Origin of the sequence: Rhodococcus sp. PBTS 1, assembly GCF_001620025.1 — a bacterium.
GTDB classification, from domain to species: Bacteria; Actinomycetota; Actinomycetes; order Mycobacteriales; family Mycobacteriaceae; genus Rhodococcoides; species Rhodococcoides kroppenstedtii.
The window spans coordinates 1,213,618-1,233,189 of sequence record NZ_CP015219.1 but is presented as its reverse complement, the minus strand read 5'-3'; the positions used below and the strand labels follow the sequence as shown (position 1 = coordinate 1,233,189).

The 19,572-nt window shown below is 71.0% G+C and carries 18 protein-coding genes and 1 tRNA gene; 9 read left to right on the top strand and 10 right to left on the bottom strand.

Annotated elements, in window-relative coordinates; genetic code table 11:
• Positions 1-11: 11 nt before the first annotated feature.
• Together A3Q40_RS05550 and A3Q40_RS05545 are read left to right on the top strand one after the other, a co-directional pair.
• A complete protein-coding gene (locus tag A3Q40_RS05550; RefSeq protein ID WP_068100325.1) occupies positions 12-533 on the top strand; it encodes a DUF1697 domain-containing protein in 522 nt (173 codons plus the stop codon).
• Positions 530-1,807, top strand: a complete 1,278-nt coding sequence (locus A3Q40_RS05545) for an SLC13 family permease (protein ID WP_068100324.1) — start codon at positions 530-532, stop codon at positions 1,805-1,807. The genes A3Q40_RS05550 and A3Q40_RS05545 overlap by 4 nt, the downstream gene beginning before the upstream one ends.
• Before the next feature lie 59 nt (positions 1,808-1,866).
• On the opposite strand, the gene A3Q40_RS05540 is transcribed toward A3Q40_RS05545, so the two are convergent.
• Genes A3Q40_RS05540 through cobC form a run of 4 tightly spaced genes read right to left on the bottom strand, consistent with a single transcriptional unit; the run spans position 1,867 to position 5,944 of the window.
• Positions 1,867-2,985, bottom strand: coding sequence for a bifunctional RNase H/acid phosphatase (locus A3Q40_RS05540; protein WP_235606456.1), 1,119 nt, complete (start codon positions 2,983-2,985; stop codon positions 1,867-1,869).
• Complete coding sequence (locus tag A3Q40_RS05535; protein ID WP_068105339.1) at positions 2,982-3,719, bottom strand: zinc ribbon domain-containing protein; 738 nt, start codon at positions 3,717-3,719, stop codon at positions 2,982-2,984. Before A3Q40_RS05535 ends, A3Q40_RS05540 begins: the two co-directional genes overlap by 4 nt.
• Positions 3,720-3,735: 16 nt before the next feature.
• Positions 3,736-4,890, bottom strand: a complete 1,155-nt coding sequence (locus A3Q40_RS05530) for a Nif3-like dinuclear metal center hexameric protein (protein WP_068100322.1) — start codon at positions 4,888-4,890, stop codon at positions 3,736-3,738.
• 28 nt (positions 4,891-4,918) lie between these two features.
• Complete coding sequence (gene cobC / locus A3Q40_RS05525) at positions 4,919-5,944, bottom strand: Rv2231c family pyridoxal phosphate-dependent protein CobC (RefSeq protein WP_068100318.1); 1,026 nt, start codon at positions 5,942-5,944, stop codon at positions 4,919-4,921.
• A gap of 62 nt (positions 5,945-6,006) precedes the next feature.
• On the opposite strand from cobC, the gene A3Q40_RS05520 reads away from it, so the two are divergent.
• Genes A3Q40_RS05520 through A3Q40_RS05510 form a run of 3 tightly spaced genes read left to right on the top strand, consistent with a single transcriptional unit; the run spans position 6,007 to position 8,131 of the window.
• Positions 6,007-6,717, top strand: coding sequence for an HAD hydrolase-like protein (locus A3Q40_RS05520; protein WP_068100316.1), 711 nt, complete (start codon positions 6,007-6,009; stop codon positions 6,715-6,717).
• A 47-nt stretch (positions 6,718-6,764) separates the two neighbouring features.
• Positions 6,765-7,202, top strand: a complete 438-nt coding sequence (locus tag A3Q40_RS05515; RefSeq protein ID WP_082834083.1) for a low molecular weight protein-tyrosine-phosphatase — start codon at positions 6,765-6,767, stop codon at positions 7,200-7,202.
• Positions 7,203-7,204: 2 nt separating this feature from the next.
• Complete coding sequence (locus A3Q40_RS05510) at positions 7,205-8,131, top strand: SURF1 family cytochrome oxidase biogenesis protein (protein ID WP_068100310.1); 927 nt, start codon at positions 7,205-7,207, stop codon at positions 8,129-8,131.
• Here A3Q40_RS05510 and A3Q40_RS05505 read toward each other — a convergent pair.
• On the bottom strand, positions 8,113-9,081 hold the full coding sequence (locus tag A3Q40_RS05505; RefSeq protein WP_068100307.1) for a cobalamin biosynthesis protein: 969 nt from the start codon (positions 9,079-9,081) through the stop codon (positions 8,113-8,115). The two genes, A3Q40_RS05510 and A3Q40_RS05505, sit on opposite strands and share 19 nt — an antisense overlap.
• 60 nt (positions 9,082-9,141) lie before the next feature.
• Here A3Q40_RS05505 and A3Q40_RS05500 point away from each other — a divergent pair, with 60 nt between their 5' ends.
• Positions 9,142-9,861 (top strand): acetoacetate decarboxylase family protein, encoded by a 720-nt coding sequence (locus A3Q40_RS05500; RefSeq protein WP_068100304.1) that lies wholly within the window; start codon positions 9,142-9,144, stop codon positions 9,859-9,861.
• Between the two features lie 121 nt (positions 9,862-9,982).
• On the opposite strand, the gene A3Q40_RS05495 is transcribed toward A3Q40_RS05500, so the two are convergent.
• A complete protein-coding gene (locus tag A3Q40_RS05495; protein WP_068100302.1) occupies positions 9,983-11,470 on the bottom strand; it encodes an amidase in 1,488 nt (495 codons plus the stop codon).
• A 178-nt stretch (positions 11,471-11,648) separates the two neighbouring features.
• On the opposite strand from A3Q40_RS05495, the gene A3Q40_RS05490 reads away from it, so the two are divergent.
• Both A3Q40_RS05490 and A3Q40_RS05485 read left to right on the top strand, forming a co-directional pair.
• Positions 11,649-13,127 carry a DHA2 family efflux MFS transporter permease subunit gene (locus A3Q40_RS05490; protein ID WP_068100300.1) on the top strand — a complete coding sequence of 493 codons (1,479 nt, stop codon included), beginning with the start codon at positions 11,649-11,651 and terminating at the stop codon, positions 13,125-13,127.
• A gap of 5 nt (positions 13,128-13,132) precedes the next feature.
• Positions 13,133-14,290, top strand: a complete 1,158-nt coding sequence (locus A3Q40_RS05485; protein ID WP_068100299.1) for an iron-containing alcohol dehydrogenase — start codon at positions 13,133-13,135, stop codon at positions 14,288-14,290.
• A gap of 209 nt (positions 14,291-14,499) precedes the next feature.
• Here A3Q40_RS05485 and A3Q40_RS05480 read toward each other — a convergent pair whose 3' ends face one another.
• The 4 genes from A3Q40_RS05480 to A3Q40_RS05465 all read right to left on the bottom strand — a co-directional run bounded on the left by A3Q40_RS05480 (position 14,500) and on the right by A3Q40_RS05465 (position 16,293).
• On the bottom strand, positions 14,500-15,039 hold the full coding sequence (locus A3Q40_RS05480) for a hypothetical protein (RefSeq protein ID WP_068100297.1): 540 nt from the start codon (positions 15,037-15,039) through the stop codon (positions 14,500-14,502).
• 260 nt (positions 15,040-15,299) lie between these two features.
• Positions 15,300-15,371, bottom strand: a tRNA-Val gene (locus A3Q40_RS05475).
• A 35-nt stretch (positions 15,372-15,406) separates the two neighbouring features.
• Positions 15,407-15,871 carry a peroxiredoxin gene (locus tag A3Q40_RS05470; protein WP_068100295.1) on the bottom strand — a complete coding sequence of 155 codons (465 nt, stop codon included), beginning with the start codon at positions 15,869-15,871 and terminating at the stop codon, positions 15,407-15,409.
• Entirely contained in the window at positions 15,871-16,293 is a 423-nt protein-coding gene (locus A3Q40_RS05465; RefSeq protein ID WP_068100293.1) for a DUF3052 domain-containing protein, read from the bottom strand. The genes A3Q40_RS05470 and A3Q40_RS05465 overlap by 1 nt, the downstream gene beginning before the upstream one ends.
• Positions 16,294-16,555: 262 nt before the next feature.
• On the opposite strand from A3Q40_RS05465, the gene aceE reads away from it, so the two are divergent.
• Positions 16,556-19,432 carry a pyruvate dehydrogenase (acetyl-transferring), homodimeric type gene (gene aceE, locus A3Q40_RS05460; protein WP_082833769.1) on the top strand — a complete coding sequence of 959 codons (2,877 nt, stop codon included), beginning with the start codon at positions 16,556-16,558 and terminating at the stop codon, positions 19,430-19,432.
• Positions 19,433-19,572: the final 140 nt, after the last annotated feature.

Genomic DNA, 19,572 nt, shown 5'->3' with positions numbered 1-19,572 from the left:
ACAGTCGTGCCATGCGATTCGTCGTCCTGCTCCGCGGCGTCAACGTCGGTGGGGTGCGCCTCGTGATGAGCGACCTGCGGTCCGCCCTCACCGCCGCCGGGTACGCCGACGTCACCACGGTGCTCGCGTCCGGCAACGTCCTGCTCACGGCCGACGGCGACGAGGCGTCGGTGCGGTCGGACGTCGAGGCCGTGCTACGCCGGGAGTTCGGCTACGACGCGTGGGTGGTGGTGCTGACCGCGGACCGGCTCGCCGAGGTGGTCGCGGCGTATCCGTGGCAGACCGACGAGGAGGTGCGCCACCCCTACGTGATCTTCTCCTCCGACGGTCGTTCGACGGCCGAATTGGGCGCCCTGGACGGTCTGGATCCGGCCGTCGAACGGACCGCGCCGGGGCCGCACCACGTCCTGTTCTGGGAGGTCGTCCGCGGCGACACCCTCGGCAGCGTCGTGGGCAAGGCGAGCGCCAAGGCGGCGTACAAGTCGACGACGACCACCCGCAACCTGCGCACGCTGCGTCGCCTGCTCGCGTGAGGGACGTCGTTCTTCCCGTGCTGCTGGTCGGGGCGGTGCTGGCGTTCGCCATCGTGCGTCCGCGCGGACTGCCCGAGGCCGTGCTCGCGGTGCCCGCCGCCGGTCTGGCGCTGCTCCTCGGCGTGGTCGGCCTCGACGGGGCCCTGCGGGAGATCCGTGAGCTGGCACCGACCGTCGCGTTCCTCGCGGCGATCCTGGCGCTGGCGCACCTCGCGGACCGCCGCGGGGTGTTCCGCTGGATCGCCGGAGTGCTGCACCGCCGGTCGGCGGCGTCGCCGGTGCGTCTGCTGAGCGCCGTGTTCGTCACCGCCGCCCTCACCACCGCGGTGCTCAGTCTCGACGCGACCGTCGTGCTGCTCACACCGGTGGTGATCGCTGCTGCCCGCCGGGCCGGGTTCTCCGCCCGGCCGACCTCCTACGCCGTCGCGCACCTGTCCAACTCGGCGTCGACGCTGCTCCCGGTCTCGAATCTCACCAATCTGCTGGTGTTCTCGGCGACGGGACTGTCCTTCCTGCACTTCTCCGCACTCATGGCGGGGCCGTGGGTGGTGGCGATCGTGGTCGAGTTCCTCGTGTTCCGGTGGTTCTTCCGCGACGACCTTCGAGGCGGCGGGGCTGCGATGCCGGCGGTAGCCGACGACGCCCGCGACGGCACCCCGGCGGACGAGACCCCCGCACCCGTGTTCGCACTCGGGGTGATCGCCTGCGCCCTGGTCGGTTTCGCCGTGAGCGGGGCCGTCGGAGTCGAGCCGGTGTGGGTGGCGGCCGCCGCGGCCGTGGTCCTCGCCGTCCCGGCCGTCCGCGCCGGCGAGACCACCCCGACGGCCGTCGTGCGCGCGCTCGACCTCTGGTTCTGCGTCTTCGTGTTCGCCCTCGGCATCGTCGTCGCCGGCCTGGCCGACGGACCCGTCGGGTCGTGGGTGGCCGGACTGCTCCCCACGTCGACGTCGTTGCCGTCCCTGCTGCTGATCGCCGCGATCGCCGCCGTGGCCTCGAACGTGCTGAACAACCTGCCCGCGACCCTGCTGCTGCTCGCCGCACTCACCGCGTCCGGCGCTGCCTCGGTTCCGGCCCTGCTGGCCCTGCTGATCGGGGTCAACCTCGGGCCGAACCTCACCTACGTGGGGTCGCTGGCGATCATGCTGTGGCGCAGGGTCGCTCGCGCCGAGCAGGAACCGGTGAGTCTGCGCACCTTCACCGCGCTCGGGGTACTCACCACCCCGGTGACACTCGTGGCCGCCACGCTCGCCCTCTGGGCTGCCCTGCAGATCTGACGGGCGGGTCGCCCTCCATGTCACGGACGGGTCTCTCCGAAAGTCGTCGGCAGGCCGCCTCAGTCGCCGAGGAACGACGTGTCGTTGACCAGCCGCACCGATGCCGCGTCGTCGTCGTAGAAGTCGACGACGCTGACCGACGCGAGATCGAGATGCAGGCGGTAGAGGATCGACGGACCGACGTCGAGCCCGAGTTGCAGCAGCGTCTTGATGGGCGTCACGTGCGAGACCACCACCACCGTCTGCCCGGCGTGCTCGCGGCGCACCGTGGCCAGCGCCCGCTCGACGCGGGCGCGGACGGCGTCGAAGCTCTCGCCGTCCGGCGGCGCTATCGAGGTGTCGCCCATCCACCGGCGGTGCGCGTCGCCGTCACGGGCGGACACCTCGGCGAATGTCAGTCCTTCCCAGGATCCGAAGTCGGTCTCGGTCAGATCGTCGAGCACGTGCACCGACACCCCGACTCGCGCGGCGACCGCCTCGGCGGTGTCGCGGGCGCGGGCGAGCGGTGAGGAGACGATCGCGTCGATCGGCCCCAGCCGTGCCACGCGCTCCGCCGCGGCCGCGGCCTGCGCGCGCCCGACGTCGGTCAGATCGGGGTTGCCGCGTCCGGAGTAGCGCTTCTCCACCGACAGCGGTGTCTGCCCGTGTCGCAGCAGGATCAGACGCGTCGCCGCGCCGGTGACCGCCTGCCACGCGGGTCGCTCCGTCGTCGTCGGCGCGCTCGGGGCCTCCGACACGGCCGACCCGTCGAGCAACGCCGGCTCCCCGTCCATCGCCTCGTTGGCCAGGCGGTCGGCCCGGGCGTTCTCGGCGCGCGGGATCCAGGTCCAGTTCACCGAGTCGAAGGTGCGCGCCACCTCGGCCGCCCGCCCCTGCAGGGGAATCATGTCCGGGTGCTTGACCTTCCACCGCCCGGACATCTGCTCGATCACCAGTTTCGAGTCCATCCGGACCGCCACCTCGGCCGCGCCGAGCTCACGCGCGGCCTCGAGACCGGCGATGAGACCGCGGTACTCCGCGACGTTGTTGGTCGCGGTGCCGATGGCCTCCCGACGTTCCGCGAGGACCGACCCGGCGTCGTCGAGAACCACCGCGCCGTACCCGGCCGGGCCGGGGTTACCGCGCGATCCGCCGTCGGCCTCGATCGTCACCCGACCGACACCACCGGGCGTCGTCACAGACCGGATTCCTTGGTTCGCACCAGGATCGCGTTGCATTCCGAACAGCGGACGACGGCGTCGGCCGGCGTCGCGGCGATGCGCGCGATCTCGCCGCGGTCGAGTTCGATGCGGCAGGCACCGCAGCGGCGGCCGCGCAGCAAAGCCGCACCGACGCCGGACCGTTCGCGTTGCTTCTCGTAGACCGACACCACCTCGTCCGGCAGCGACGACGCCAGCTCGGCCCGCTGACCGGTCCGCGTCTGCACGAGGCGGTCGACGTCGGCGAGGGCGTCGTCGCGTCGTCGGGTCACGTCCACCAGATCGTCCTCGGCCTTGGACAGCCGTGCACCCGCGTGGTCGTGATCCGCCGCGAGGGCCTCGCGCTGCTCCATGACCTCGAGCAGCTCATCCTCGAGGATGCTGCGGCGGCGTTCGAGGCTGCCCAGCTCGTGCTGCAGTTCCGTGAGCTGCTTCGCGGGCGCGGAGCCGGACTCGAGCACGGCGCGGTCCTTGTCCTCACGCTTGCGGACGGCGTCGATCTCGCCCTCGAGCTTGCGGATGTCGCGATCGATGTCGTCGAGCTGGATCTCCACGCCGACGGCCGCGTCCTTGCGCGCCACCCGCTCGGTCTCGAGCGCGTCGAGTTCGGCCTGCTCGGGCAACGTCCGTCGACGGTGGGCGAGCTGAGCGAGTTCGGTGTCCATGGCAGCCAGGTCGAGCAACTGCTCCTGGATCTTCGGGTCGACGTTCACCGGTGTCACGCTACCGTCAGCGGCCGGGGTCGACGGCACCGATCGTCCAGGGATCGGTCCGCTCCCCCAGGACCGCACTCGACCACCCGGGCCGCTCGCCGAAGGCGCGGTCGAGCACGCCCCGGGCCTGGGCGCACCACGGGAACTCCCCGGCCCAGTGCGCCACGTCGATCAGGGCCGGGCCGCCGCCGCGCAGGTGTTCGTCGGCCACGTGGTGGCGCAGATCCGAGGTGACGTAGACGTCGGCGCCGGCGCCGCGGGCCGCGGCGAGGTACGAGTCGCCCGATCCCCCGCACACGGCCACCCGCTCGACGCGCAGGTCCGAATCGCCCGCCGCGCGCACGCCCCACGCCGTCGTCGGCAGACGCTCGGCGACCCGAGCGGTGAACTCGCGCAACGTGACCGGTGGGTCCACCCGGCCCACGCGACCGAGGCCCAGCGGGCCGGGCAGACCCACCTGAGCGAACACGTCGAACGCCGGCTCCTCGTAGGGGTGCGCCGCGCGCAGGGCCGCCAGGACGGCGGCACGCGCCGAGCGCGGGGCGACGGTCTCGATCCGCTGCTCGTCCACCTGTTCGAGCGACCCGACCGACCCGAGTGCGGGATGCGCGCCGTCGACGGGCCGGAACTGCCCCACGCCCGTCGTCGCCCAGCTGCAGTCCCGGTAGTCGCCCAGTGCCCCGGCGCCGGCGGCGAACAGCGCGTCGCGCACCGCAGCCGCGTCGGCGTCGGGCACGAACACCACCCACTTGTCCAGCGGGACATCGTCTTTCGGATCCAACGGCACGGTGTCGACGAGCCCCAGGGCGTCGGCCAACGCGTCGGACACCCCGGGACGCGCGGAGTCCGCGTTGGTGTGCGCGGTGAACAGCGCGCATCCGGCGCGGACGAGGCGATGAATCAGCGCGCCCTTCGGGGTGTGGGCGCCCACGGTGTCCACTCCGCGCAGCAGCAGCGGATGGTGGACCACCAGCAACTCGGCACCGTCGGCGATCGCCCGATCGACCACCGCCTCGGTGGCGTCGACGGCGAAGCGCACGGTGCGCACCTCGTCCGCCGGATCCCCGGTCACCAAACCCACCGAGTCCCAGTCCTCCGCCAGCACAGGCGGATACACGCGATCGAGCTCGGCGATCACGTCGGACAGGAGCGCGGGCCGAGGGGACGTCATGGCCCCAGGGTAACGGCGTGCCACGCCGTCACAGGAGGGCGTGCCACGCCGTCACCAGCCGGTCCACCGCGCCGCGGTCGCGCACGGCCAGCCGCAGCTGATCGCCGAGCCCGGGGAACGTGTCGCACCGTCGCACCGCGACGCCCCGAGCACGCAGACCCCGCCGCACGCGCTCGGCGTCGGGGACGTCGACGAGGACGAACGACGACGACGGCCGTGCGGCCGGCCGAACCCCGACGGTCGCCAGCCGGTCGATCAAGTACGCGCGTTCGTCGGCGATCACCGCGGCGTCGCGCTCGACCCGGCGCACCGCCTCCGGGCTGCTGCACGCGGCCACCGCGTCGAGCTGCAGCGTTCCCAGCGGCCAGTGCGCCCGACCACGCGTGAGACGAGCGAGCACGTCGGGATGCCCCAGTGCGTAGCCGCACCGCAGACCGGCCAGGGCGAAGGACTTGGTGAGGCTTCGTAGGACCAGCACGTCGGGGTACGACTCACCGGCGAGCGATTCCGGCTCCCCCGGCGTCGTGTCGGCGAACGCCTCGTCGACCACCACCAGGCGACCGGGCCGACGCATCGCCAGGACGTCACGGCGCGGGTGGAGGACCGACGTCGGATTGGTGGGGTTGCCCACCACGACCACGTCGGCGTCCTCCGGGACGGTCGCCGCGGCCAGAACGTACGGCCGCGACAGGATCACCCGCGTCGTCGGCACCCCCGCCTCGCGCAACGCGAACTCGGGCTCGGTGAAGGACGGGTGGATCACGGCGGCCCGGCGGCGGACCAGCCGCGGCAACATCGCGAAGCCCTCCGCGGCGCCGGCGAGCAATAACACCTCGTCGGGGTGCCGCCCGTGGCGGGCCGCGACGACCTCCCGCACCGCGCGATCGTGCTCGGCCGAGGGATAGGACCCCACGCGCCCCAGCGAGTCGACCAGGATCGCGCGCAACCACTCCGGCGGCCGCGTGCCGCGGACGTTGACCGCGAAGTCCTCCATCCCCGGTTCGGCGTCGACGTCGCCGTGATGACGGAGGTCGTGGTCGTGCGCGTCGCTCACGGGGACGAGACTGTCACGGGCCCGGCTCCGATGTCGGAACCCGTCCGTAAACTGAGCGCATCATGCCTGCTACCGCACCCGACCCTGCCGACCGCGAACCCGCCGATCTGATCCTGTTCGACCTCGACGGCACGCTCACCGATTCTGCGCCCGGCATCCTGGCCGGGTTCGACCGCGCGCTCACCGCGGTCGGAGTGCCGCTGCCGGGTGACGACGTCCGCTCGCACGTGGTCGGTCCGCCGATGATCGACACCTTCCGGTCCCTCGGCATGACGCCGGACCAGGTCGACCGGGCACGGGCGGCGTACTCGGAGTACTACGAGGAGTCCGGGTGGGCCGAGAACCGCGTGTACGACGGCGTCGTCGACGTCCTCGAGGCCGTGGCCGCGGCCGGTGTGCCGATGGCCGTGGCCACCAGCAAGAACGAGCGCGTCGCCACCCGCATCCTCGAGCACTTCGACCTCGCCCGGTTCTTCGGCGCCATCGCCGGCGCCAGTGACGACGGCGCCCGGCGCGCCAAGTCCGACGTTGTTGCCCGTGCCCTGGGGCTGATGGGCCGCGAGCCGCGGGCCACCGCAGACGGCGGCACGCCCGCGGTGGTGATGGTCGGCGACCGTGACCACGACGTGTTCGGCGCCGGCCACTGGGGCATTCCCGTCGCGTTGGTGGAGTGGGGATACGGGTTGCCGGCCGAGCACGCCGCCGCGTCGTGGTCCGTCCCGACGCCGCAGGCGCTGTCCGACCTGTTGGCGACGACGATGGTGGCCGCGTGAGCGTCCACGTCACCTTCGTGTGCACCGGCAACATCTGCCGGTCGCCGATGGCGGAGAAGATCGCCGCGGACGCACTGGATCGTGCGGGGCTCGCCGACCGGGTGCGGCTGACGAGTGCCGGGACGGGCAGCTGGCACGTCGGCGACCCGATGGATCCGCGGGCGGCCGCCGAACTCGGCGCACACGGCTACTCCGAGGAGCACCGCGCCCGGACCGTCGACGAGGACATCCTCGGCGCCGATCTGGTCGTGGCGCTCGACGACTCGCACCGGCGCGCGCTCGTCCGGCTCGGTGTGCCCTCCGACCGGCTCGTTCTGCTGCGGTCCTTCGACCCGGCGGCCGAGCCCGGCGCCGAGGTGGCCGATCCGTACTACGGCCCGGAGTCCGGGTTCACCGAGGTGCGCACGCAGATCGAAGCCGCCGTCCCCGGCCTGGTCGAGCACGTCCGGACCCTGCTGTCCGAGTCCGACGACTACGCTGTGTAGTTGTGCGTCGCCTGTCGTTCCTCCTGCGCCCCGGGTGGTTGGCGCTCATGGCCGTGGTGCTGCTGTTCGCTTACCTGTGCTTCTCGGTCCTCGCGCCCTGGCAGCTGGGCAAGAACTCGTCCACGTCGGCACGCAACGAGCAGATCTCCCGATCGTTCGAGGCCGACCCCGTGGACGCCGCGACGTTGATCGGTGACGGCGTCGTCTCCGGCGACGACGAGTGGCGGCGCGTCGGCACCACCGGTACCTACGTGCAGGACAGCGACGTCGTCGTGCGGTTGCGCAGCGTCGGCGACACACCGGCCTTCGAGGTGCTGACCCCGTTCCGCACCGATCAGGGCGCGACGCTCATGGTCAACCGGGGGTACGTGCTGCCGACGCAGGGCGTCGAGGTCCCCGACATCACGCCGCCGCCCAGCGGTCCCGTCTCGCTCGACGGGCGACTGCGCGTCGCCGAACCGGCGGTCGACGGCAAACCCGCCGTCACCGGCCCCGGGCTGCCGCAGGTCTACACCATCACTCCCGGCCAGGTCGGTGAGCTCACCGGCACTCAGCCGGTCGACGGCTATCTGCAGTTGGCCGAGGATCAGCCCGGCGGTCTCGGCGTGATCGCGCTGCCGCAGCTCGATGCCGGGCCGTACCTCTCCTACGGGCTCCAGTGGCTCGCGTTCGGTCTCATGGCGCCGCTCGGACTGGCGTACTTCGTCCGCGCCGAGATCAAGGAACGACGGCGGGTGCGCAGCGAGGCGGAGGAGACGACTCCCGCGACCACCGAGCCCGTCGGTCCCGCCGAGCAAGAGCGGACGCCGGAGTACGACGACGGTCTCGACGCTCTGCTGACCCCGCGCCGCAAGCGTCGCAAAGCAGGGTCCGGCGGGTCGGCCGTGACCGACGATCGCCTTGCCGACCGCTACGGCCGTCGCCGCTGACCGGTCCGCACCGATGCGCCTGCGGTGACCAGCGCCGTCGCGCCGGCGGTCACGAGCGCCGCCGCGGCCTGTACCGCCGCGGACAGTCGGACCGCGCGCCGCAGATCGTCGGTCGTCGGAGCCGGACCGCGACCCAGTCGAGGCCGCTGCTCCACCCCGTGCCGGTAGGCCGTCTCGCCGCCGAGGCCCACCCCCAGCGCTCCCGCCGCCGTCGCCTCGGCCACTCCGGCGTTGGGACTCGGATGGGACCCGGCGTCCTCGCGCCAGGCGCGCAGAGCCCGCGCCGGTGAACCGCCGACGACCGGCGCGAGCCCGACCGTGAGCAGCCCGGTCAGTCGAGCAGGGACCAGGTTCACCACGTCGTCGAGGCGCGCGGCGCACCACCCGAAGCGGGAGTAGCGATCGTTCCGGTAGCCGATCATGGCGTCGAGCGTGTTGACGGTGCGGTAGCCCACCGCCCCGGGCAGGCCGGCGACGGCGGCCCAGACCAGCACCCCCACCGTGGCGTCCGAGGTGTTCTCGGCCACCGATTCCACGGCCGCGCGCACCACGCCGGCCTCGTCGAGCAGCGACGGGTCGCGTCCGCACAGCGAGGGCACGATGGCCCGCGCGGCGTAGAGGTCCCCGGCCGCCACCGCGTCGGCCATCGCCGCGCCGGTGCGTCCGAGGGTCGTGCCGCCCAGGCACGCCCAGATTCCGGCGGCGGTGACCGCGGTGTGCAACCACGGCCACGGACGCAGCGCCCGGTCGACCGCGACCGCGCCTCCCACCACGGTGGAAAGGACGACGGCCGTGTGCACGACGCCCGCGGCCCGGGTGTCGCGGTAGGTGAGAGTCTCGAGTCGCGCGGCGGCGGACCCCACCGCCGCGACCGGGTGTCGATGCTGCGGATCGCCGAGAACGACGTCGGCGAGCCACGAGAGAAGCAGGGCGGAGGACCGAGTGCGCACCGCGCGAGCCTACGGACCGGTACATGGTTGGACGTCCATGTATCGGCTATCCTGACCGGCATGACGGAGCTGCGGGCGGCGGACTGGCACATCGGCGCGGACGGTGAGACGTACCCGCCCGAACCCTGGTACCTCGGAGGCACCCTGCTCGTCTCGACCTTCCTGGTCCCGACGCGGGAGTTGCCCGCCCGGGTCACCGATACGGTGCGCGACGCGGCCGTTCGACCGGTCACCGTGGGGGGCCGCGCCGTGGTCGGTGCGGCGTTCGTCCGCTACACCTCGGGCGGCGTGCTGTCCTACGACGAGCTGATCGGGTCCGTCCTCGTCCGCCGCGGCGCGTCGATCATGGCCACCATCCCCGACATCTGGGTGGACAGCCCGCAGTCCCGCACGGGCGGGCGAGAACTGTGGTCGATTCCCAAGCACCTCGGGGATTTCCGACGGGAGAGTTCCGGCCGCCGCGTCGCCGCCTCCATGACGATGGACGGTGCGCCCGTCGCGGCCCTCGACGCGACGATCGGCCGCGCGTCGCTACCCGGGTCGATCGGCATACCCCTCACCACGGCCCAGGCGCTGGACGGACGACGCGTGGTGTCCCGCAACCGCCTCTTCCCGCGGGTTCGCACCCTGAACGCGACCTGGACCTTCGCCCCGGACGGACCGCTGGGCCACCTGCACGGGCGTCGTCCCGCGGTGAGTGTCGCGCTGACCGACGCCTCCATCGTGTTCGGGGCGCACGTGGTGCGGTCGGGTCAGAACTCCCACCCGCGGAACAGGTAGGAGATGCGGGTCAACAGGTCGACGATCGTGATTCCCACCGACATCGGACACCCCTTCGGTCACTGACTCGTACTGTGACCGAACACTAGGCCCCCGACCGTGACTGTGGGGCTGCTACGACTTAAGCGGTCGACGACCCCGATCGTCGGGCCGAAGCCGGTCCCGTTCCTGTTCCCGAGTCGGCGAGGGACGGCCACGGTGCCGCCTGTTCGAGCTCGAACGCCAGCTCCAGCAGAGTGCGATCGTCGCCCTGTCGCGCCGAGAACATCACGCCCAGCGGAGCCGGGGACGGCGGCCCCAGCGGCAGGCTGATCGCCGGCGCCCCCACCACGTTGTGCAACGGGGTGAAGACCGCGACGTCGGTCAGCCGCTCGAGCAAGAGATCGAACGGCACCCGCGGCGACAGGTAACCCAGCGGCGGGGTGGCCTTGCCCGTGACCGGAGAGAGCACCACGTCGACGGACGCGAACATCGACGCGTAGTCGGCGGCGGCGCGGCGCAGTCGACGGGTCACGGCCGGCAACCGCCACGCGTCCCGTCGGAAGCGGTCGGCCAGACCCACGGTGAGCGGATCGAAGTCCCGCACGGTGGTGCGCGGGGCCCGCGGCGTGGAGCGCTGCAGCGCGAAGGCCAGGAAGGACCAGTACCGCACGAAATCGTCGGGGAACCCGGCGTCGATGGGCAACCGATCGATCGGCTCCACCCGGTGGCCGAGCGAGTCGACCAGCGCGGCCGCGTCCTCCGTGGCCCGCCGGGTGGCGTCGTCGATGCCGCTGCCCGCGAGCGAGGACAGGACCAGCCCGACGCGGAGCCGCCGCGCCGACGGTCCCGTCACCGACCCGACGGGCCGGAGCGATCGCGTCGAGTGCCGGTCGGCCTCCGACCAGAACCGTGCGGTGTCGCGCACGGTGCGCGTCACCACCCCGTCCGCGACGATGGGCACCGGCAGCATCTTTTCGACGGTCGGCAGGACGAAGCGCCCGCGTGAGGGCTTGAGGCCAACCAGCCCGCAGCACGCCGCCGGAATGCGGATGGATCCGCCGCCGTCGTTGGCGTGCGCCAGCGTCACCGCCCCCGCGGCCACCAGAGCGGCCGACCCGCCCGACGACGCACCCGACGAGTAGCCGGTGTGCCAGGGGTTGCGGGTGGGTGGGCGCGTCGGGAACTCGGTGGACGCGCTGAGTCCGAACTCCGGCAGCGTGGATTTGGCGACGATGGTCAGGCCCATCCGCAGCAACTCCCGCGCCACCGGGCCGTGGGACGACACGGGGACTTCCCGGACGATCTCGGACCCCACACCCGTCGGCACCCCGGCCAGATCGCTGTTGTCCTTGAGCAGCGTCGGCACGCCGCCGAACGGTCCCGCCGGGCTGCCGGCCACGGGCGTCTCGAACACCGACCCCACCACCGCGTTCAGGTCGGCCGCCGCCGCCAGCCGGTCGCGGGTCGCCGCGAGCACCTCGTCCGGCGAGACCTCCCGTCGTCGCAGCGCGTCGGCGAGGCCCACCGCGTCGTGTCGGCCGAGCGCGTCGTCGGCGAACACCGACACCCGACGTCCGTCCGGTGCGGTCGCCGCGCCTGCCGCCTGGTCCGTTCGCGTCGACTCCATCCCATCCCCGTCCGTGTTTCCGGGACGCGTCCCGCGTCCGTTCTGTCCGGTGTTCCCGCAGCGTACGACGCGGGTATCCGCTCGCGTCCGCACCCGTCGTCCGCATCCACGGTCCGACGGTTGTCGGTGCGCCGAATCAGGCTAGGCAAGTTGTTCCCTGTGCGAAAGGTTCTCGAGGGTGTTCACCAGTTCTCCCGCGTCGCCGTCCACCTCGGACGCGTCCGCCCCCACCGTGTCCCGGCGCGCGTGGCAGTCCCTCATGGTCCTGCTCATGGGCATGTTCATCGCCCTGCTGGACACCACCATCGTCAACGTCGCGCTCCCCACCATCCGCACGTCGCTGGACGCCGGCGAAGCGACGCTCTCGTGGATCATCTCCGGCTACGCCCTGGCCTTCGGCCTCGCGCTCATCCCGGCGGGCCGCGTGGGCGACCGCATCGGCCACAAATGGATCTTCGTCACCGGCCTCGCGATCTTCACCCTCGCCAGCCTCGCGTGCGGCCTGGCGCAGAACGACGTGCAGTTGGTCGCGGCGCGCATCGTCCAAGGCCTCGCGGGCGGCATCTTCGTTCCCGCCGTCACGGCCTTCATCCAGCTGCTCTTCCCGCCGCAGTTGCGCGGCAAGGCGTTCGCCATCATGGGCGCGGTCATCGGCGTCTCCAGCGCCCTCGGCCCCATCATCGGCGGACTCATCATCGAGGCCGTCGGCCCGGACAGCGGCTGGCGACTGGTCTTCCTGGTCAACCTGCCCTTCGGCATCGCCGGCGTCCTGCTCGCGGCGAAAATCCTCCCGACGCACGACGAGATCGGTACCGACGCCGCCGATCGCGGTATCGACTGGGTCGGCTTGCTGCTCGTCACCGCCGGGCTGGTCGCGCTGCTCGTTCCGTTGATCGAGGGCCAGGACACCGGATGGCCGGCCTGGACCGTCGTCACTCTGGTGATCGGTGGTCTGCTGCTCGCCCTGTTCGGCGCGTGGGAGGTGCGGTACACCCGCAGCGGCCGCACCCCCCTGGTCCCGCCGCGGCTGTTCACCCGCCCGGCGTTCACCGGCGGCGTGATCCTCGCGTTGGTCTACTTCGCCGCCTTCACCTCCATCTTCTTCACCATCTCGATCCTGTGGCAGACCGGTCTGGGCAACACGGCGCTGGCCTCGGGCGTGGTGTCCATCCCGTTCGCGATCGGCAGCATCGTCTCGTCGTCGCAGTCGAATCGGTTGGCGGAGCGGCTCGGTCGCCGCGTTCTTCTGCTCGGTGCCGGGCTGGTGAGCGTCGGCCTTATCTCCGCATGGCTGATTCTGCTCACCACCGAGGCCGCCGACCTCACCAACTGGAAGCTGCTGGTGCCGCTCTTCGTCGCCGGCCTCGGCAACGGCGCGTTCATCGCCCCCAACGCCCAGTTCATCGTGGCCACCGTCGACCGCCCCGATGCCGGAGCAGCCAGCGGGGTCATCTCCACCATGCAGCGCATCGGTAGTGCCATCGGCATCGCGATCATCGGCAGCGTCCTGTTCGGGTCGCTCACCGTCGCCGGGCCGGGGCCGGACGCCCTGGCCACCGGCTTCACCGACGCCGCAGCCCACGCGATGGGCGTCAGCGCGGCCTTCGCCGTCGCGGCGTTTCTGTTGGTGTTCGCGCTTCCGAAGCGGGCACACTGAGCCGTATGGCGACCTCCCTCTCCTTCCCTCGATTCCTGCGCGTCGGGCCCGGGGCGCTGGACGATCTCGGTGCGGTGCTCACCGACCTCGACGTCCGCCGACCCCTCGTCGTCACCGACGGTTTTCTGGTGAGCACCGGTGCCGCGGGACGAATGATGGACCTCGTCGCCGCCGCGGGCACGGACGGCGCCCTGTTCTCCGACACGGTGCCGGACCCCACCACCGAGTCGCTGACGGCCGCGGTCGAAGCGGCCGTCGCGCACGACGCGGACGTGGTGATCGGCTTCGGCGGAGGCAGCCCGATGGACACCGCCAAGGCCGTCTCCGTCCTCGTCCGCGGTGGGGGTCGGATGAACGACTACCGCGCCCCCGGCCCGTACACCGGACCCGCGCTTCCGATCGTGGCCGTGCCCACCACGGCCGGATCCGGTTCCGAGGCAACGCAGTTCACGGTCATCACCGACAGTGCGACGGACGAGAAGATGTTGTGTCCGGGGTTGTCGTTCCTGCCCGTCGCCGCCGTCGTCGACCCGGACCTCACGGTGAGCATGCCGGCGCGACTCTCCGCCGACACCGGCGTCGACGCCCTCACCCACGCCATCGAGGCGTACGTCTCCGCGAAGAACAACCCGATCGCGGATGCGTTGGCGCTGAACGCGATGCGCACCATCGGGCGGTACCTGCTCCGGGTGTATCGAGACGGGGAGGACCGTGAGGCTCGCGGCGCGATGATGGTGGCGGCCACCCAGGCCGGGATGGCCTTCTCCAACTCCAGCGTCTGCCTGGTGCACGGCATGAGCCGGCCCATCGGCGGCAACTTCCATGTGGCACACGGGCTCTCGAACGCGATGCTGCTGCCGGCCGTCACCCGCTTCTCCGTGTCCGGCGCCGAGGCCCGCTACGCCGAGTGCGCCCGCCAGCTCGGTGCGGCTGCGGCGGCTGACGAGGATTCCGCCGCTGCAGCGCAGCTGGTGACCTACCTCGAGCAGCTCTGCGCCGACGTCGAGGTCCCCACGCCGTCGAGCCACGGCATCGATCGCGCCGAGTGGGACCGCTTGATCCCCACCATGGCGCAGCAGGCCCTGGCATCGGGCTCACCGAACAACAACCCCGTCGTTCCCACCGCCGAGCAGATCGAGGACCTGTACCGCGAGGTGTTCTGAGGCCGAGCGGCTCCCCGGTTTTGCGCGGGCTCCCCCGATCGGGGGTGCCGGACCGAAACCGGGGCGCCGCTCGACTGCGCCCCCGCCCGCGGTGCGCAGCGCGCCCGGATCCGCGCAGGTTGCACGTTCCTTGCAAGGTGTGCGGAACGAGGTGCGCTGCGCAGCGAGCGTGAGGGCGGGCGGCCCGTCGCGCTACCCCCGGGTCACGGTCAGCAGCGCACCGTGTACGTCCAATTGGTGCCGTTCGGTCCGCTGACCCGCACGAGCACCGTCGTTGCAGTACCCGGGGGCAGGCTCACGACAGCAGCACCGGTCCCCTCGTTCAGGTCGTCACCGATGTACCCGGACTCGAACACCTTGCCGCCCTGGTAGAACACCTCGATGTTGTCCGGGACGTTCTCGGTCTCGTAGACAAGCTCGAACGACGTCGGGCCCGGTCGGCCCAGCTGATGGTTGGTGTCCGTGACACCGGCGCCCCCGGACACCGTCGCCTCGTTGCAGTTCTGCGTCGGCGCACCGTTCCCGCTGCTTCCGGCGCCACTGCTGCCGGCACCGCCGATCACTTCGCTGAGAATGCGCACGCCGCCGGTGATGGTGCCGATCGGATCGTCGATCAGTCCGCTCCCGGTGCTGCTGCCGAAGGTCGGTTCCGCCGATGCCGCGACGGGTGCACCGATTCCGAGTGCCGCCACCATCACGGCCACCACGGCCACTCGCTTGTTTCCACGTCCGAAAGCGTTGCGACTCATCACATTTCCTCACCGTACCGGGCGGTCCTTCCGCTACCGCCATGATGTCAGTGCGCGAATCCCTGGCTTGTCATTCGATCGGACGAAAAGCCTGACGCGAGCCCGAACGGCTCCCCGGTTCTACCCGGGCTCCCCCGATCGGGGGCGCCGGACCGTAACCGGGGCGCCACTCGACGCGGCCCCTGCCCGCGGGGCACGGGGCACGGGGCACGGGGCACGGGGCACGGGGCACGGACAAGGCGAAGATAGAAGAACCAGTGTGGGCGCAGAGGGGTTCGAACCCCCGACCGCTGGTGTGTAAAACCAGAGCTCTACCGCTGAGCTATACGCCCTCGCGCGCCGGCGTGAGAACCCCCGGCGAACGCGGTCAAGACCCTAACGCGGCGAGCGCGTTCTCCCAAGCGCCCTGGTCACGAGCTTCGCCCGGTCCCATCATCTCCGCGAACCGGATGACGCCCTCGGTGTCCACGAGGAAGGTGCCGCGGTTGGCGAAGCCCAGCTTCTCGTTGAAGACCCCGTACTGCTGCGCGACCTCGCCGTGGGGCCAAAAGTCGGACAGCAGGGGGAAGAGATAGCCCTGCTCGGCGGCCCAGATCTTGTGGGTGGGCGGCGGGCCGACGGAGATGGCGACGACGGCGGTCTCGTCGTTCTCGAACTTCGGGAGTTCGTCGCGGACTCGGCACAGCTCGCCCTGGCAGGTGCCGGTGAAGGCGAGCGGGAAGAAGATCAGCAGCACGTTCTTGCGTCCGCGGTAGTCGGACAACGAGACGGGCTGATTGTTCTGATCCTTGAGCGTGAACTCGGGCGCCTGCGCGCCCACCTCGAGGGGCATCAGCGCTTGGCGGGGCGAGCCTTGGGCTGCACCAGGCGGCTGCCGATCCAGGACCCGAGGTTGGTCGACGACGTCTGCGTCAGACCGGCCGTGGGGGCGGACTCGGCGATCTCGCTGGGTTCGACGTGCCCGGACTGGCCGGTCTTGGGCGTGAGCACCCAGACAAAACCGTCGTCGGACAGGGGCGTGATGGCGTCCATGAGGGCGTCGACCAGATCACCGTCGCCGTCCCGCCACCACAGCAGCACGACGTCGACCACCTCGTCGGAATCCTCGTCGACGGTCTCGCCGCCGATGGTCTCTTCGACGTCGGCCCGCAGGTCTTCGTCGGTGTCCTCGTCCCAACCCAATTCCTGCACGACCATGTCGTGGGTGATTCCGAGCTTGTGGGCGTAGTTCCGATCGTCCGCCGCGGCGACCACGGTCGTGTCCTCCTCATGGGTGGGGTGGTGAAGCAGGGCCGTGCAGGTCCGAGTTCGCCTCGGCCCGTGGAGAAAGTGTGCAGTAGACAAAGCGAACATGCTCGGGCGCCCCGGCGCAAGCCGACGCACCCGCGAACCGTTGCATTGATTTCACGGGTACCCATTACCAGACCACCTGCACCGGACGGGGGTCGATGGGGCAGGATTGACCTCGATCACCATGAGACCGAAAGGCGAGTCGGCGTCACAGGACCGGCCCGCGATGGAACGGGGCACCACCACGCACCCGCCAGATCGAGGAGAGACGTTGTCGGAAGCGACCAAGGAAGGGCGCGACGGGGCTGCGGCCGACGTCGGCGCAGTGGCTCGGAGTGCGAACTCGGACGGCCGGGTGCGAGTGATCCGAGAGGGGGTGGCCTCGTATCTCCCGGACATCGATTCCGAGGAGACCTCGGAGTGGATGGAATCGTTCGATCAACTCCTCGAACGGTCCGGCCCCCAGCGTGCGCGGTATCTGATGTTGCGGATGCTCGAGCGGGCCGGTGAGAAGCGTGTCGCGATTCCGTCGCTGACCTCCACCGACTACGTCAACACCATCCCCACCGAGAACGAGCCGTGGTTCCCCGGCGACGAGTCCATGGAACGTCGCTACCGGGCCTGGATCCGCTGGAACGCGGCGATCATGGTGCACCGCGCGCAGCGTCCCGGCGTGGGCGTCGGCGGTCACATCTCCACGTACGCGTCGTCGGCGGCGTTGTACGAGGTGGGCTTCAACCACTTCTTCCGCGGCAAGGACCACCCGGGCGGCGGCGACCACATCTTCATCCAGGGTCACGCCTCCCCCGGCATCTACGCCCGCGCGTTCCTCGAGGGTCGCATCCCTGCCGAGCGGATGGACGGCTTCCGTCAGGAGTACAGCCACGCCGATCAGGGCGGCGGCCTGCCGTCGTACCCGCATCCGCGGTTGATGCAGGACTTCTGGGAGTTCCCGACGGTGTCGATGGGCCTGGGCCCGATGAACGCGATCTACCAGGCGCGGTTCAACCACTACCTCGACGACCGCGGTATCAAGGACACCTCCGATCAGCACGTGTGGGCGTTCCTCGGCGACGGTGAGATGGACGAGCCGGAGTCGCGCGGTCTGGCCCACGTGGCGGCCACCGAGGGTCTGGACAACCTGACCTTCGTCATCAACTGCAACCTCCAGCGCCTCGACGGGCCGGTGCGCGGCAACGGCAAGATCATCCAGGAACTGGAGTCGTTCTTCCGCGGCGCGGGCTGGAACGTCATCAAGGTGATCTGGGGCCGTGAGTGGGACGCCCTGCTGCACGCGGACCGCGACGGCGCCCTGGTGAACCTGATGAACACCACGCCCGACGGCGACTTCCAGACCTACAAGGCCAACGACGGCGGGTACGTCCGCGATCACTTCTTCGGCCGCGATCCGCGGACGAAGGAACTGGTCAAGGACCTCTCCGACAGCGACATCTGGAACCTCAAGCGCGGTGGGCACGACTACCGCAAGGTGCACGCCGCCTACGCCGCGGCGATGGCGCACAAGGGTCAGCCGACGGTGATCCTGGCCCACACCATCAAGGGCTACACCCTGGGCAAGCACTTCGAGGGCCGCAACGCCACGCACCAGATGAAGAAGCTGACCCTCGACGACCTCAAGGCGTTCCGCGACATCCAGCACATCCCGATCTCCGACGAGGAGCTCGAGAAGGATCCGTACCTGCCCCCGTACTACCACCCGGGGCCGGACGCGCCGGAGATCCAGTACATGCTCGACCGCCGTAAGGCGCTCGGCGGGTTCGTTCCCGAGCGACGCACGTCGGCGAAGCCGCTGGCGATGCCGCCGGACTCGACCTACAAGTCGATCATGAAGGGGTCCGGCAAGCAGGAAGTCGCGACCACCATGGCGTTGGTGCGCGTGATGAAGGAACTGTTGCGCGACAAGGAGATCGGGCACCGCGTGGTGCCGATCATTCCCGACGAGGCCCGCACGTTCGGCATGGACTCGTGGTTCCCGTCGCTGAAGATCTACAACCGCAACGGCCAGCTCTACACCTCGGTCGACGCGGAATTGATGCTGGCCTACAAGGAGAACTCCACCGGCCAGATCCTCCACGAGGGGATCAACGAGGCCGGGTCGACGTCGTCGTTCACCGCCGTCGGCACCTCCTACGCCACGCACGGCGAGCCGATGATCCCGCTGTACATCTTCTACTCGATGTTCGGGTTCCAGCGCACCGGCGACGGCCTGTGGGCGGCGGCGGACCAGATGGCCCGCGGCTTCGTCCTCGGTGCCACCGCCGGCCGCACCACGCTGACCGGTGAGGGCCTGCAGCACGCCGACGGACACTCGCTGCTGCTCGCCGCCACCAACCCCGCCGCCGTCGCGTACGACCCGGCGTTCTCCTTCGAGATCGCGCACATCGTCAAGGACGGGCTGCGACGGATGTACGGCGGCACCGACGGTGTCGAGGGGTTCGGTGGGGAGAACATCTTCTACTACATCACCCTCTACAACGAGCCCTACCGCCAGCCGGCCGAGCCGGAGAACCTCGACGTCGAGGGTCTGCTCAAGGGCATCTACCTGTTCCAGGAGGGACAGGCCGACGGCCCGAAGGCGCAGATCCTGGTCTCCGGTGTCGGGATGCCGTCGGGCCTGCGTGCGCAGGAACTGCTCGCCGAGGACTACGGCGTGTCCGCCGACGTATGGTCGGTCACCAGCTGGGGCGAACTGCGCCGCGACGGGGTCGACGTCGAGACCGAGGCGCTGCGCAACCCGGGCGAGACCCCGCGCGTGCCGTACGTGACGCAGAAGCTGCAGGACGCGGAGGGTCCGTTCGTCGCTGCCTCCGACTGGATGCGGGCGGTGCCGGATCAGATCCGTCAGTGGGTTCCGGGTGACTACGTCACGCTCGGTACCGACGGTTTCGGATTCTCGGACACCCGTACCGCGGCGCGTCGGCACTTCAACGTCGACGCCGAGTCGATCGTCGTCGCGGTGCTCTCGGCGTTGGCGAAGGCGGGACAGGTCGACGCCGACAAGGCCGTCGAGGCGGCCGAGCGCTACCAGATCGACGACGTCCTCGCCGCACCGATCTCGACGTCCGACCCCGGCGTCGCCTGACGGGTCGCTCGCGGGCGGGGGCGTAGGTTCGATCCATGACCGACGCCTCCCCCGCGCCCTCGTCCGGTGAGGACGCCTCCGCCTCGGGTGAGGACGCGTCCGGCGAGGAGACGGAGTCGGCGCGGGACGCCGAGCGCATC